Annotated in this window: 14 protein-coding genes; 9 read left to right on the top strand and 5 right to left on the bottom strand. The window is 56.6% G+C overall.

Annotation, left to right across the window (positions count from 1 at the left end; translation table 11 throughout):
- Window position 1: 1 nt before the first annotated feature.
- The 3 genes from uraD (at window position 2) to katG (ending at window position 3,163) form a co-directional block, all read left to right on the top strand.
- Window positions 2-496 carry a 2-oxo-4-hydroxy-4-carboxy-5-ureidoimidazoline decarboxylase gene (uraD, locus tag AAIE03_RS13585; RefSeq protein WP_014606512.1) on the top strand — a complete coding sequence of 165 codons (495 nt, stop codon included), beginning with the start codon at window positions 2-4 and terminating at the stop codon, window positions 494-496.
- Window positions 493-828, top strand: a complete 336-nt coding sequence (gene uraH / locus AAIE03_RS13580) for a hydroxyisourate hydrolase (RefSeq protein ID WP_013024759.1) — start codon at window positions 493-495, stop codon at window positions 826-828. Before uraD ends, uraH begins: the two co-directional genes overlap by 4 nt.
- A gap of 136 nt (window positions 829-964) precedes the next feature.
- Window positions 965-3,163 (top strand): catalase/peroxidase HPI, encoded by a 2,199-nt coding sequence (katG, locus tag AAIE03_RS13575; RefSeq protein ID WP_014592998.1) that lies wholly within the window; start codon window positions 965-967, stop codon window positions 3,161-3,163.
- Window positions 3,164-3,199: 36 nt separating this feature from the next.
- Here the strand turns inward: katG and AAIE03_RS13570 are convergent, their stop codons facing one another.
- Both AAIE03_RS13570 and AAIE03_RS13565 read right to left on the bottom strand, forming a co-directional pair.
- The gene (locus AAIE03_RS13570; RefSeq protein WP_498563041.1) at window positions 3,200-3,973 is read right to left on the bottom strand and encodes an amidohydrolase; all 774 of its coding nucleotides are present in this window, start codon (window positions 3,971-3,973) and stop codon (window positions 3,200-3,202) included.
- Window positions 3,961-5,121 (bottom strand): pyridoxal phosphate-dependent aminotransferase, encoded by a 1,161-nt coding sequence (locus tag AAIE03_RS13565; protein ID WP_014593000.1) that lies wholly within the window; start codon window positions 5,119-5,121, stop codon window positions 3,961-3,963. The genes AAIE03_RS13570 and AAIE03_RS13565 overlap by 13 nt, the downstream gene beginning before the upstream one ends.
- Window positions 5,122-5,236: 115 nt before the next feature.
- On the opposite strand from AAIE03_RS13565, the gene AAIE03_RS13560 reads away from it, so the two are divergent.
- The 3 genes from AAIE03_RS13560 to AAIE03_RS13550 are packed head-to-tail and all read left to right on the top strand — an operon-like array spanning window position 5,237 to window position 7,075.
- Window positions 5,237-5,851, top strand: coding sequence for a methylthioribulose 1-phosphate dehydratase (locus AAIE03_RS13560; protein WP_014606509.1), 615 nt, complete (start codon window positions 5,237-5,239; stop codon window positions 5,849-5,851).
- Complete coding sequence (mtnC, locus tag AAIE03_RS13555) at window positions 5,848-6,531, top strand: acireductone synthase (RefSeq protein ID WP_498563040.1); 684 nt, start codon at window positions 5,848-5,850, stop codon at window positions 6,529-6,531. Before AAIE03_RS13560 ends, mtnC begins: the two co-directional genes overlap by 4 nt.
- A gap of 1 nt (window position 6,532) precedes the next feature.
- The gene (locus tag AAIE03_RS13550) at window positions 6,533-7,075 is read left to right on the top strand and encodes a 1,2-dihydroxy-3-keto-5-methylthiopentene dioxygenase (protein ID WP_498563039.1); all 543 of its coding nucleotides are present in this window, start codon (window positions 6,533-6,535) and stop codon (window positions 7,073-7,075) included.
- 48 nt (window positions 7,076-7,123) lie between these two features.
- On the opposite strand, the gene mtnA is transcribed toward AAIE03_RS13550, so the two are convergent.
- Window positions 7,124-8,146 carry an S-methyl-5-thioribose-1-phosphate isomerase gene (gene mtnA, locus AAIE03_RS13545; RefSeq protein ID WP_019106335.1) on the bottom strand — a complete coding sequence of 341 codons (1,023 nt, stop codon included), beginning with the start codon at window positions 8,144-8,146 and terminating at the stop codon, window positions 7,124-7,126.
- A 137-nt stretch (window positions 8,147-8,283) separates the two neighbouring features.
- On the opposite strand from mtnA, the gene mtnK reads away from it, so the two are divergent.
- Window positions 8,284-9,483 (top strand): S-methyl-5-thioribose kinase, encoded by a 1,200-nt coding sequence (mtnK, locus tag AAIE03_RS13540; protein WP_024471630.1) that lies wholly within the window; start codon window positions 8,284-8,286, stop codon window positions 9,481-9,483.
- A 31-nt stretch (window positions 9,484-9,514) separates the two neighbouring features.
- Here mtnK and fadE read toward each other — a convergent pair whose 3' ends face one another.
- Window positions 9,515-11,962 (bottom strand): acyl-CoA dehydrogenase FadE, encoded by a 2,448-nt coding sequence (gene fadE, locus AAIE03_RS13535; protein ID WP_498563038.1) that lies wholly within the window; start codon window positions 11,960-11,962, stop codon window positions 9,515-9,517.
- Between the two features lie 256 nt (window positions 11,963-12,218).
- Between fadE and lpcA the strand changes: the two genes are divergently transcribed.
- Both lpcA and AAIE03_RS13525 read left to right on the top strand, forming a co-directional pair.
- Complete coding sequence (gene lpcA, locus AAIE03_RS13530; protein ID WP_014593004.1) at window positions 12,219-12,797, top strand: D-sedoheptulose 7-phosphate isomerase; 579 nt, start codon at window positions 12,219-12,221, stop codon at window positions 12,795-12,797.
- A 54-nt stretch (window positions 12,798-12,851) separates the two neighbouring features.
- A complete protein-coding gene (locus tag AAIE03_RS13525) occupies window positions 12,852-13,625 on the top strand; it encodes a class II glutamine amidotransferase (protein ID WP_013024770.1) in 774 nt (257 codons plus the stop codon).
- Here AAIE03_RS13525 and dpaA read toward each other — a convergent pair.
- Complete coding sequence (gene dpaA / locus AAIE03_RS13520; protein WP_014606503.1) at window positions 13,590-14,330, bottom strand: peptidoglycan meso-diaminopimelic acid protein amidase; 741 nt, start codon at window positions 14,328-14,330, stop codon at window positions 13,590-13,592. The two genes, AAIE03_RS13525 and dpaA, sit on opposite strands and share 36 nt — an antisense overlap.
- Between the last annotated feature and the right edge of the window lie 10 nt (window positions 14,331-14,340).

The following is a 14,340-nucleotide window of genomic DNA, read 5'->3' as shown; positions in this document are numbered from 1 at the left end:
GATGGATTTAGGCACCTTTAACCAGCTACCGCAAGCCGTCGCTCAGCTTGCGCTCTCGCACTGCGTCGCGATTCCTCGCTGGCAGCAGGCGCTGGTGGCGGCCCGCCCGTTTCACAGCGTTGAGGCCCTGCTGGCTGAGGCACAACGGCTGGCCCAGGCCTGGCAGGAAGACGATCTGAATCAGGCGCTTTCAGCTCATCCGCGCATCGGGGAAAAGGCACAGGGCGACGAGAAGGAAAAACGTTTATCACGCAGCGAACAAGCGGCCATGCAACAGGCAGACGATGCGTTACAGCAGGCGATGGTGCAGGGCAACCAGGCTTATGAGGCGCGCTTTAACCGGGTCTTTTTGATCCGGGCGAAAGGGCGCAGCGCACAGAATATGCTTGATGAACTTACACGGCGGCTGGACAACAGCCCGGAAAGCGAGCGCCAGGAATCTCTGGAACAACTGCGGGAAATCACCCTGCTGCGCCTTAAGGAGAGTTTTTCATGAGCACTATCAGCACCCATATTCTGGATACCGCGCTGGGTAAACCCGCGCCAGGCGTAGCCATGTTGCTGGAACAGCACGGGGCACAAGGGTGGGTAACCTGTGCCCGGGGCATCACGGATAACGATGGTCGCCTGAAGGATCTGACACCCGAGCCGCTTGCGCCGGGACAGTACCGCCTGACGGCCGCGATTGGCGAATACTTCCGCGCAGGCGGACGAGAAACGTTGTACGTCAGTGCGCAAATTGATTTTGTGCTGACGGAAAGCGCCAGCCATTATCATCTGCCATTTTTAATCTCGCCCTGGAGCTGGTCTACCTATCGCGGCAGTTAACAGGTGCATCAGGCGCAGCGTTTTTCCGCTGCGCTTGAGAGCTATCGGCTATCAATACCTTCGGCCCATCCGACTATATTCCTGCTAACGCCAGGGTTATCTTAAGGTCAATAATGTGAAGGCAACGGAGCCGATAATGAGCACGCCAAAAGATAATGATGTAGCCGCTTCAGGTAAATGTCCCTTTCATCACGGTAAATCGGAAGAAGAAAGCGTTCTGGCTCGTGGAGCCGGCAGTGGTACCAGCAATCGCGACTGGTGGCCAAACATGTTGCGCGTGGATCTGCTAAACCAGCACTCCAACCGTTCTAATCCCCTCGGCGAAAACTTCAACTACCGCGAAGCGTTCAGCACGCTGGACTACTCCGCACTGAAAGCCGACATCCGGGCGTTGCTCACCGACTCCCAATCCTGGTGGCCAGCCGACTGGGGCACCTACATTGGCCTGTTTATTCGTATGGCGTGGCACAGTGCCGGTACTTACCGCACCGTCGACGGGCGCGGTGGCTCAGGCCGGGGTCAACAGCGTTTCGCCCCACTGAACTCCTGGCCAGATAACGTCAGCCTTGATAAAGCCCGCCGCCTGCTGTGGCCGGTAAAACAAAAATACGGTCAGAAAATTTCCTGGGCCGATCTCTATATCCTCGCCGGCAACGTTTCGCTGGAAAATTCAGGTTTCCGTACCTTTGGTTTTGGTGCCGGTCGTGAAGACGTCTGGGAACCGGATATGGACGTGGATTGGGGTAACGAAACCGAGTGGCTGGCCCATCGCCATCCGGAAAGCCTGGCTAACGCACCGCTGGGCGCGACCGAAATGGGGCTGATCTACGTGAACCCAGAGGGGCCTGAAGCCAGCGGCGATCCGGCTTCTGCCGCGCCAGCGATTCGCGCGACATTCGGCAACATGGGCATGAACGACGAAGAGATCGTGGCGCTGATTGCGGGTGGACATACCCTGGGCAAAACCCATGGTGCCGCCGCCGCGAGTCACGTGGGCGTCGATCCTGAAGCCTCACCTATCGAAGCACAGGGCTTTGGCTGGAACAACAGCCACGGCAGCGGTGTGGGTGCAGATGCGATTACCTCCGGCCTTGAAGTCGTCTGGACGCAAACGCCAACCCAGTGGAGCAACTACTTCTTTGAGAACCTGTTCAAATATGAGTGGGTAAAAACGCACAGCCCGGCGGGTGCGATTCAGTATGAAGCGGTCAACGCTGACGACATTATTCCGGATCCGTTCGATCCTGCGAAAAAGCGCAAACCGACCATGCTGGTGACGGATCTGACGTTACGTTTCGACCCCGAGTTCGAGAAGATTTCTCGCCGCTTCCTGAACGATCCGCAGTCCTTTAACGAAGCCTTTGCCCGCGCCTGGTTTAAGCTGACCCACCGCGATATGGGGCCAAAAGCGCGTTACATCGGTCCGGAAGTGCCAAAGGAAGATTTACTGTGGCAGGATCCGTTACCGCAGCCAACGCATCAGCCGACGGCCGATGATATCAGCGAACTGAAGGCGAAAATCGCTGCATCAGGTTTGACGGTAAGCCAGCTGGTTTCGGCGGCCTGGGCTTCGGCTTCAACCTTCCGTGGTGGCGACAAACGCGGCGGCGCAAACGGTGCCCGTCTGGCGCTGGCGCCTCAGAACAGCTGGGCGGTGAACGCCAGCGTAATTAACGATGTATTACCGAAACTGCAGCAGATCCAGCAGGAATCCGGTAAAGCTTCATTAGCTGACGTCATTGTCCTGGCGGGCAGCGTCGGCATCGAAATGGCCGCAGCCGCAGCCGGCGTCAGCGCACAGGTGCCCTTTACCCCTGGCCGCGTGGATGCTCGTCAGGATCAAACTGATGTAGAATCCTTTAACGTACTCCAACCGCTGGCAGATGGTTTCCGTAACTATCGTCGCGTACAGGGGGGATCATCCACTGAAACCCTGTTGTTGGATAAGGCGCAGCAACTGACGCTGAGTGCCCCAGAGCTCACCGTCCTGCTGGGTGGCCTGCGTGTGCTGGGCACCAACTTTGACGGCAGCCATCACGGCGTGTTCACCGACCGCGTGGGCGTGCTGAGTAATGATTTCTTTGTGAATCTGCTGGATATGCGCACCGCATGGCGTGCGACCGACGGCAGTGAAGAGATCTTCGAAGGCCGCGATCGCCAGAGCGGAGAAGTGAAGTACAGCGCGACGCGCGCCGATCTGGTGTTCGGTTCCAACGCCATCCTGCGCGCTCTGGCCGAAGTTTATGCCAGCAGCGATGCAAAACAGAAGTTTGTTACCGACTTCGTGGCGGCCTGGACGAAAGTGATGAACCTGGACCGTTTCGACCTGCAGTAAACGCCTGAATCGCCCCCGGCCAGGCCGGGGGCGATTTTATTCTGCCAACGTAAAGCCATCCGCATCGCGCCATGCCGGAAACCGCTCGCGATAAGCCTGCAACTCGGCTAGCGACAGCGATGCCTCAACCTGACCGGCTTTGAACGGCTCGCCCGCCGCCAGAATCTCCCCCTGCGGAGAAATAATTCGACTGTCCCCACTGTACTGATGCTGATTACCATCGCTGCCCACACGGTTGCAGCCTGCTACATATGCCTGATTTTCGATAGCGCGAGCCAGCAGCAGTGCCTGCCAGTGAAGGGCGCGCGCTGCAGGCCAGTTGGCGACATACAGCGCCAGATCGTAGTCATTTTGATTGCGTGAGAACACCGGAAAGCGCAGGTCGTAACAGATTTGCGGCAGAATACGCCAGCCGCGCCACGGAATCACCGTACGCGCCTTGCCCGCAACATAATGCTGCTGTTCATCGGCCATGCGAAACAGATGACGTTTGTCATACTGGTGCAGCGTGCCATCCGGCTCGACCAGCAGAAAACGGTTCACGGCACCTTCTGCGGTATGAACGGCGGCACTACCGCCCACCAGCGCATTGCTGCGCTTAGCATGGTGCTGTAACCATTCCACGACCTGCGGCTGCGGCAAGGCCTGCTGTGCGGCCTCCATGGCAAAACCGGTGGTGAACATTTCGGGCAGAATAATGACATCCCGTTGCGTGAGGTCGACTAAGATCCGATCGAAATGGCGCAGGTTGGCCTCACCATCCATCCACGTCAGTGGCTCCTGTAGCAGCGTTATCGCTAGAGTCGACATAACCGCTCCGCTGCCGCATCAAGTGTGGCTTCCTGTTTTGCAAAGCACAGCCGAATCAGTTTGTGCGGGAAAGGCGCCTCGCAGAATACCGACAGCGGAATGGCGGCTACGCCCACTTCACGCGTCAGCCACTGGCAAAAACTGACATCGTCCAGGTCCGAAATGGCACTGTAGTCCGCCAGCAGGAAGTAGGTGCCTTCACAGGGCAACAGGTGAAAACGACTGCTGCGCAAGGCCTGTATCAGTCGGTCACGGCGCGCGCGATAAAACTCGGGCAGTTCACGATAGTGTTCGGGATGCTGGCGCAGCATATCGGCAATCGCCAGTTGCGCAGGCGTGTTGACTGAAAACGTCAGGTACTGATGGATCTTACGGATCTCGGCGCTAATGGCCGCCGGTGCCACGCAGTAACCGACTTTCCAGCCCGTCATATGAAAGGTTTTGCCAAAGGATGACACCGCCACCGCACGTTGACGCAGCTCAGGATGCGCCAGCACGCTGGCATGACCGTCCTGTGCAAAGCAGATGTGCTCATAGACTTCATCGCTCAGCACGTAGATTTCCCGGTCGGCGACAGCCTGCCATAACGCGGCATAGTCCGCGTGATGCCAGACGCTGGCCGAGGGATTATGCGGCGTGTTTAAGATGACCAGGCGGGTTTTGTCGCTTAGCAGCGCGGAGAACGCAGGCCAGTCAACCGTGAACAACGGTGGCTGCAAGGTGAGGCGTTTCAGTGTGCCGCCCGCCAGCTGTACCGCAGGCGCATAGCTGTCGTAACTGGGATCGAAACAGATGACCTCGTCACCGGGCCGCACCAGGGCGGTGATGGCGGCATACAGGGCTTCAGTAGCCCCTGCCGTCACGGTGATATCGCTGTTCACATCGGGCCGATAGCCATAGATCGCGGCGGTTTTATCCGCAATGGCTTCGCGAAGCGGTTGTGCGCCGGTCATGGGTGCGTACTGATTCGCGCCCTGACTGACGTGGTAAGCCAGCCTTTCCTGCAGGTAAGACGGACCATCAAAATCCGGAAATCCCTGAGAAAGATTAATCGCGTTATGCTGCTGTGCCAGCGTGCTCATTTGCGTGAATATGGTGGTGCCGAGTGCAGGCAGCTTGCTCTCGGGCGTCAGGTTGGACTGCGTCATGATTAGGTAGCCTTACGCGCAAAAACGGTAGCGGAAAAACCCTTAGTTGATGCCACTATAAACAGGATGCTAGTATTTGGCAATCAAGACGCTTAGACGGCTAAAAGGAACGATGATGTCCGATTCTTCTGCAGTAGATCAGCTGGTGCAAGCCTGTCACTGGATAGGCGCGAAGGGCTGGGCACCGGCCACCGGTGGCAATATGTCGGTGCGCCAGGATGCACATGTTTGCCTGCTGAGTGAGTCGGGCAAAGACAAAGGCAGCCTGACGCGGGATGATTTTATTCAGGTCCACATTGCCACTAATCTGGCCCCCTCGGGCCGTAAGCCTTCGGCAGAAACCGCGCTGCACACGCTGATTTACCGTCTGTTCCCGGAGGCGGGCGCGGTACTGCACACGCACACAGTCAATTCCACGGTGCTGTCGCGGGTTGAGCAGGGCGCCGCCGTGCTGCTCTACGGCTATGAGATGCAAAAGTCGCTGAGCGGGCAAACGACCCACGATGCTACCGTGGCGATTCCCCTGTTTGACAACAGTCAGGATGTGGCAGCGCTGGCGTCAGAGATCGAGGATTATGCCGCCCGTTTTCCCCTGCGCTATGGCTTTCTGCTGCGCGGACACGGCCTGACCTGCTGGGGCAAAGACGTCGCTGAAGCCCGTCGTCATCTTGAAGGTCTGGAATTTTTATTTGAATGCGAGCGCCAACGTCGCCTGCTGGAGAAAGCATGATAAAGGCCATTGTTACCGATATTGAAGGGACCACCAGCGATATCCGCTTTGTACATAACGTTCTGTTTCCCTATGCCCGAGCGCATCTGGCTGATTATGTTCGCGAGAATCAGACGCAGACTGAGGTGCAACAGGCGCTAAACGCCGTGCGTACCGAAGCGGGGCAACCCGATGCCGATACAAACGAGGTCATCGCTATTCTGTTTTCTTACATGGATGCGGATCGCAAATCGACCGGCCTGAAGGCGCTGCAGGGAATGATTTGGCGCGAGGGCTACCTGAGCGGTCGCTTTACCGGGCACCTTTATCCTGATGTGCTGCCCGCGCTTAAGGCCTGGCACGCGCAAGGTATTAAATTATATATATATTCCTCTGGCTCGGTTGCCGCGCAGAAATTGTTATTTGGCTACAGCGACGAAGGTGATATTACTGGTTTGTTCAGCGGCTATTTTGATACCCACGTGGGCGCCAAGCGTGAGAAGACGTCGTATCAGAACATCGCTGCGCAAACGGGCTTGCCCGCCGAACAACTGCTGTTTCTTTCTGATATTCATCAGGAGCTGGACGCAGCAGAGCAGGCTGGCTGGCACACGCTGCAGCTGATTCGTGACGCGGCAGATGATGACAGCCATCATCGTCAGGTCGCCGATTTTTCCCAGATTAACCCGGAGTCGATTTGAGATGAGTGCACTGACCATTTTTAGCGATAGCGATCCCAGCCAGCCGATATGGCACAGCACCGATGCTGAGGCGATTCGCGCGCGGCTGAATGCCAAAGACGTCCGTTTTGAACGCTGGCAGGCCGACCACGATCTGGGCGAAAACCCGGATGCGGAAACGGTCATCAACGCCTATCAGCATGCCATCGACCGGCTGGTGGCCGAAAAAGGCTATCAGAGCTGGGACGTGATTAGCATGCGTGCCGATAACCCGCAGAAGGACGTTCTGCGCCAGAAGTTTCTGTCGGAACACACGCACGGCGAAGATGAAGTGCGCTTCTTTGTCGAGGGTGCGGGGCTGTTTTGTCTGCATCTGGACGGTGAAATTTTGCAGATCCTGTGCGAAAAGAACGATCTGATTTCGGTGCCCGCCGGCACGCCGCACTGGTTTGATATGGGATCGTCCCCGCACTTCACCGCGATTCGCATTTTTGATAATCAGGAAGGCTGGATCGCCAATTTCACCGGCGACAAGATTGCCGATGCTTATCCGCGCCTCGCGTAATCACGGCGCATTCTGCGGGCGGCTGATTCCGTAAGCCGCCCGTCCTGCTTACTGTGGCTGGAAGATGCCAGCGGCAACCTGAGCCGGTGCGATCACGCCGGTATCCAGCACCCAACCGCTGATCAGCGCGGCAGGCGTAACATCAAAGGCGGGATTGTAGACCTGCGCTTCTTCAGGAGCCCACTGCACGCTGCCGAAGCTTCCGGACACACCGGTGACTTCACTGGCGGCACGCTGTTCAATAGGAATGGCCGCGCCCGTCGGGCAGAGCCGATCCAACGTGGTATGCGGGGCCGCAACGTAGAACGGAATACCGTGATAGTGCGCTAACACCGCCAGGCTGTAGGTGCCGATTTTGTTCGCTACGTCACCATTGGCCGCGATGCGGTCCGCACCCACCCAGATAGCGTCCACGTTGCCCGCAGCCATCAGGCTGGCGGCCATCGAATCGGTGATCAACTGGTAAGGTACGCCGAGTTCGCCGAGTTCCCAGGCGGTTAAGCGCCCGCCCTGCAACAGGGGACGCGTTTCATCGACCCAAACATTTCGGACCTTGCCCTCTTGATGCGCGCGCGCGATAACGCCCAGGGCTGTGCCGACGCCTGCGGTCGCCAGGCCGCCCGTATTGCAGTGGGTTAACAGCTGGCTGCCGGGTTTGACCAGCGAGTTTCCGGCTTCGGCGATGCGATCGCAGAGCTGTTTATCCTCCTGCACCAGCCGCAAGGCTTCTTCTGCCAGGCTCGTCACCCTGTCTGGCTGCTCCAGCGCCTGTTTCATACGATCGAGGTTATTCATCAGGTTGACCGCGGTCGGGCGGGCGGCCCGCAATATTTCCAGCGACTGTGCCAGCTGCTCGCGCGTTTCACCCTGTTCCGCCAGCAGTGCCAGCAGCAGGGATGCAGACAGGCCAATTAACGGCGCACCGCGCACCCGCAGCGCATGAATATGTTCAACCAACTGCGCGACCGAATGGGCAGGCAGCCAGTTCTTTTGCTGGGGCAGGGCCTGCTGATCCAGTATCCAGAGCTGGTTGTTACGAACCTGTAAGCTGGTAGTTTGGAATGTCTGCATTGTTGGTGAAATCCATGTTGCGTTAATAGCGGATATTGTGCCAACATGCTTAACGGATGTATAGACGTCTGAACGGCTTATTACGAAAGATTAATCAGGTCCGGCTTGCACCGGCGTTTGTTGATGAGGAAAGGTCAATGTCGCAATACCGTACGTTCACTGCAGCCGATGCTGTGGAATATGCCAAAACGTTTGGCGGCATGGATGATCCTTCTGTTCTAAGCAGCGCGGAAGAGATTGGCGATGGTAACCTCAATCTGGTCTTTAAAATTTACGACAACCTGGGTAAAAGCCGCGTGGTAGTCAAACAGGCGCTGCCCTATGTTCGCTGCGTCGGCGAATCGTGGCCGTTAACCCTGGATCGTGCGCGTATCGAAGCGCAAACGCTGGTTGAGCACTACAAATATTGCCCCCAGCACACGGTTAAGGTTACGCATTACGATGCGGATCTGGCGGTGATGGTGATGGAAGATCTTTCCAGCCACCGCATCTGGCGCAGTGAGCTGGTGAAAGGCGCCTACTACCCTGAAGCGCCGCGTCAGCTCGGAGAATATCTGGCGCAGACGCTGTTTCACACCTCAGACTTTATTCTGCACCCGCATCACAAGAAAGCCGAGGTGGCGCGCTTTATCAACCCTGAGCTGTGCGAGATCACCGAAGATCTGTTCTTTAACGATCCCTACACTGACCACGAGCGCAACAGCTATCCTGACGCGCTGGAGCCGCTGGTCGCATCCCTTCGCACTGACGACGCGTTGCGTATTGCTGTGGCCGGGCTCAAGCACGTTTTCTTCAGCCATGCCGAGGCGTTACTGCATGGGGATATCCACAGCGGCTCGATTTTTGTGGCTGACGGCAGCTTGAAAGCGATTGATGCCGAGTTTGGTTATTTTGGACCCATCGGCTTTGACGTGGGCACCGCGCTGGGTAACCTGCTGATCAACTACTGTGGTTTACCGGGCCTGTTGCCTCCCCGCGAAGCCGTTGATGCCCGTGAGCAGCGCCTTAGCGACGTGCGTGATGTCTGGAATACCTTTGCGACGCGCTTCCTGGCGCTGGCAGAAAGTCACACCCAGGATGTGGCCATGGCGTATCCGGGTTATGCACAGGCGTTTCTGCGTAAAGTCTGGGCGGACACCATTGGCTTTTGTGGAACGGAGTTGATCCGTCGAACGGTGGGCATGTCGCACGTGGCGGACATGAAGCTGATTCGGGATGATGAAATGCGCACCGATTGTATTCGCAATGCGATTACCTTAGGCCGCACCCTGATTCTGGCCGCCGGGCACGTGGACGATGTCGAGGCATTGATTGCCCGCATTCGTCAGGCAGGATAAAAAAAGGCCGACATGATGTCGGCCTGATTGTTTATGCCGCCTCACTGGGGCGGGCGGGTTTTGAGACATCCTGCTTTGCCGGCACGGCCAGCGCATCAGCCTCAAACTCATCCACGTTAATGGAACGCAGACGGCTCTGCTCGGCGCGTTTCAGCACTTCAGCTTCTTTGTCGTCAATCCAGCCCTGTTCCAACGCCTGTTTAGCCAGCGCATCCAGTCGGGTGAATGAGAAGTGTTTTTTATGCTGCTTGCACAGGCGGTCGTGAATCACTTCCGCCGCCATCACGTCCTGCAATGCCTGCTCTAACTGACCAGCAGGATTATGCTGGCTCGGCGCAAGATACTGACCGCGGCCCAGGCGCGAGCGCGTCGCTGAAGGCACCTGCAGCATTTTTGCCAGTTTGTGATCAAGACGATCGGACGGTGCAGGGCAGTGCTGACCACCGGCAAACACCATCAGTCGAATAACGCCAGCCACCAGGCGGTTCGGGAAGTTACTCAGCAGATCGTCCATGGCTTTCTCTGCTTTATTCAGTGCATCCTGCACGCCCCAGTGCACCAGCGGTAAATCGGCTTCGTGGCGTCCTTCATCGTCATAGCGTTTCAGAGTGGCAGACGCCAGGTAGAGCTGACTCAGCACATCACCCAGGCGAGCAGACATCCGTTCGCGACGTTTCAGGCTGCCGCCTAAGACCGCCATAGAGACGTCTGACAGCAAGGCCAGGTTGGCACTAATGCGGTTCATGTGCTGATAATAGCGACGCGTTACATCGCGGGTTGGCGCGGCGCTGGTTCGACCGCCCAGCAGGCCTAGCCACAGGCTGCGCATCGCGTTGCTGCCAACGTGACCAATATGGCTAAACAGCGCCTTATCGAAGGCGGCAACATCGTTGCTGGCGGCGGCGGCCATTTCCTGCAGGACATAAGGATGGCAACGAATTGCCCCCTGACCAAAGATAATCATGCTGCGGGTCAGAATGTTCGCGCCTTCCACGGTGATAGCGATGGGCGCACCCTGATAGGCACGCGCCAGGAAGTTGCTGTCACCCAGCATGATGCCCTTACCACCCGCGATATCCATCGCATCGATGATTGACTGTTGAGCGCGATGGGTACAGTGATATTTGACGATGGCTGACAGCACCGCGGGTTTTTCACCCTGCATAATCCCGGTGGTGATTAGCGTAGCGGCCGCGTCCATTACATAGGCATTACCTGCGATGCGCGCCAGCGGCTCTTCAATACCTTCCATTTTACCGATAGACAGCTTGAACTGACGACGGATGTGCGCATAGGCGCCGGTCGCCAGTGCCACCGTTTTCAGGCTACCGGTTGAGTTTGACGGCAGCGTGATGCCACGGCCGACGGACAGACATTCCACCAGCATCCGCCAGCCCTGACCGGCCATTTCCGGGCCGCCAATGATGAAATCAATGGGGACAAAAATGTCTTTCCCACGGGTTGGACCATTCTGGAACGGTACGTTGAGCGGGAAGTGGCGATGACCGATTTCCACGCCCGGCGTGCTGGTTGGGATCAGGGCACAGGTAATGCCCAGTTCCTCTTTCTCGCCCAGCAGATGCTCGGGGTCGGAAAGCTTAAAGGCCAGACCCAGTACGGTGGCGATTGGGGCTAACGTGATATAGCGCTTGTTCCAGGTCAGTCGCATGCCCAGCACCTGCTGGCCCTGCCATTCGCCCATGCAAACGACGCCGGTATCGGGGATTGCCCCGGCATCGGAACCGGCTTCCGGGCTGGTAAGGGCGAAACAGGGAATCTCATCGCCCCGCGCCAGACGCGGTAAATAGTGATCTTTCTGTTTTTCCGTTCCGTAATGTTGCAGCAGTTCGCCCGGACCCAGTGAGTTAGGCACCCCCACGGTAATCGCCAGAATACCCGATACGCCCGACAGTTTTTGCAACACGCGTGCCTGGGCATAGGCGGAGAATGCCAGTCCGCCGTACTCTTTTTTAATGATCATGGCGAAGAAGCGGTGCTCTTTCAGATAGGCCCACAACTCTGGCGGCATATCCGCCAGTTCATGGGTGATCTGGAAATCATTCGCCATGCGGCAGGCTTCTTCCACCGGGCCATCAATAAAGGCCTGTTCTTCCGGCGTCAGGCGCGGTTGCGGGTAGTTGTGCAGTTTCTGCCAGTCAGGTTTGCCCTGAAACAGATCGCCTTCCCACCAGGTTGTGCCCGCGTCAATCGCCTCTTTTTCCGTACGAGACATCGGCGGCATGACCTGCTGAAAGCGCTGCAGCACCGGTTTGGAAAACAGTTTGCGGCGCAGGCTGGTCAGGTTCAGAGGCAGCAGGATGATCGCCAGCGGCAACAGCAGCCACGGCGTCCACAGGTGGGCCACCGCCATCGCAGCGGTCCACAGCAGCAGGATTGCGCTACTGAGTGACAGAGAGATGCGGTGATAAAACAGGGCGCCAATTAGCACCACTGTCGCAAGAATCGAGACAACCATCATAATGAAGTGCTCCGTTAAGTAGTAAGAGGTCTGACCTGTTATAAGGAGAGGTTTAAATCACCTGCTGGCATTTATCAATTTGTTTACATCGCAATTACAACCTGACTCACAAAATCAGCGAAACAGCGCCCGTAATGAAAATAACGAACGTGAAAAAAACGGCGAGCACACGGCTATCTGACCCTGTGGTGCTTTGCGCAGGTCAACCATTCCGTTAAACTTGCTGCGATTAACCTCCCCTACAAAGGACAAGTCTATGTATCAGGACATTATTCGTTCAGAGCTCAATGAAGCGGCAGAGACGTTGAATCACTTTCTGAGTGACGACGCGAACATTCACACCATCCAACGGGCGGCGGTGATGTTGGCTGACAGCTTCAAAGCGGGCGGCAAAGTGCTTTCCTGCGGCAACGGTGGTTCTCACTGTGATGCGATGCACTTTGCTGAAGAACTCACGGGCCGCTACCGTGAAAATCGTCCTGGATATCCGGCTATTGCCATTTCAGACGTTAGCCACCTTTCCTGCGTGAGCAATGACTTCGGCTATGACCACGTCTTTTCCCGTTACGTTGAAGCGGTAGGGCGTTCAGGCGACGTGCTGCTCGGGATCTCGACGTCAGGAAACTCGGCCAACATCATCAAGGCCGTTGAGGCTGCGCGTGCGCAGGGGATGAAAGTGATCACTCTGACGGGTAAAGATGGCGGCAAGATGGCTGGCAGCGCGGACATTGAAATCCGTGTGCCGCATTTTGGCTATGCCGATCGCATTCAGGAGATCCATATTAAAGTGATTCATATCCTGATGCTGCTGATTGAAAAAGAGATGGTCAGGTAACAGCACGACTGGCCTCCTGAGCGGCAGGAGGCGTTTTGACATAAGGCGGTTGCTATGTGCGAATTGCTCGGGATGAGCGCCAATGTTCCCACCGATATTTGTTTCAGTTTTACCGGATTAGTGCAGCGCGGCGGCGGAACAGGGCCGCATAAAGACGGCTGGGGTATTACGTTTTACGAAGATAAAGGTTGCCGCACCTTTAAAGATCCCTTGCCGAGTTTTAATTCCCCCATTGCGCGTCTGGTGCAGGAATACCCGATCAAGTCCCATTCCGTCGTGGCGCATATTCGCCAGGCGAACCGTGGGCCGGTCTCTCTGGAAAACACCCATCCGTTTACGCGGGAACTGTGGGGGCGAAACTGGACCTATGCGCACAACGGGCAGCTTAAAGGCTACAGGCAACTGGAGACCGGAACCTTTCGTCCGGTTGGTGAAACCGACAGTGAAAAGGCATTCTGCTGGATCCTGCACAAGCTGGCCACGCGCTATCCGCGTACGCCAGGTAACTGGCCTGCGGTCTTTCGCTATATCGGCGAACTGGCGGGCGAACTGCGGCAGAAGGGCGTGTTTAACATGCTGCTGTCGGATGGTCGCTACTTAATGGCGTTCTGCTCGACCAATCTGTTCTGGATTACCCGCCGAGCCCCTTTTGGCCGGGCGCAGCTACTTGATCAGGATGTGGAAATTGATTTCCAGAAACATACCGGCGCGAACGATGTGGTCACTGTCATTGCGACACAGCCGTTAACGGGGAATGAAACCTGGCACCGGATCGTGCCAGGCGAATGGGCTTTATTTTACCTTGGAGAGCGCCAGGAACGACTGTGAGGCCGCTTCGGGTTGTGTGATGACCGGGCTGCTGTTCATCACATATCTGCCGCTGGCAACATTCACCGTTGGCGGCTGATGATATTGCGCAAAGTAGGCATAGCCGGGCTGAAGCTGCTTCCAGAAATCCGCATAGGTGGAATAGCGATGACGCTGCATATTGCTCTCCGTCATGCGAAACGGATAAATGGCAATATTCACTTCCTGCTGGCCATTGCGTAATGCGGCGTTCACATAAGTGAAAATCTGATCCATGTAAGCATTGGTCATGGCATAGCAGCCGATAGACTTGCAGTCGCCATGAATCATCAGGTAGTTACCGCTGTAGCCCTGATCGCGGTCATATTGGTTGGGAAAGCCAATATTAATCGCGCGGTAAAAACGGCTGTCTGGCTTCAGTTGATTCATTTTTACGCTGTAAAAACCTTCCGGGCTTTTAAAATCGCCTTCACGACGTTTAGGGCCAAGGCCGCCAGAAAAGTTGCAGATGCGGTAGGTATCCAGCAAACGGTACTCATTACCAATTTTGCCGTATAGCTCAAGCGTACGCTCTTCCTTAAAGATCTGAATATAAACCGGTGTACCGATTAGCTGTTTCTTTAATTCTTTACTGACCGGGGCCAGTTGCTGAACCGGCTCAGGAGTCATTGCCATGCTGAGGGCTGGCAGTAAAATCATCGCAAACAGAAGTGCGATTTTGCCCATGCTGTGTATA

The sequence above is a fragment of the Pantoea sp. Ae19-2 genome, from assembly GCF_059801205.1.
The sequence above is the reverse complement of the archived record's forward strand: the minus strand, read 5'-3'. Positions and strand labels throughout refer to the sequence as shown.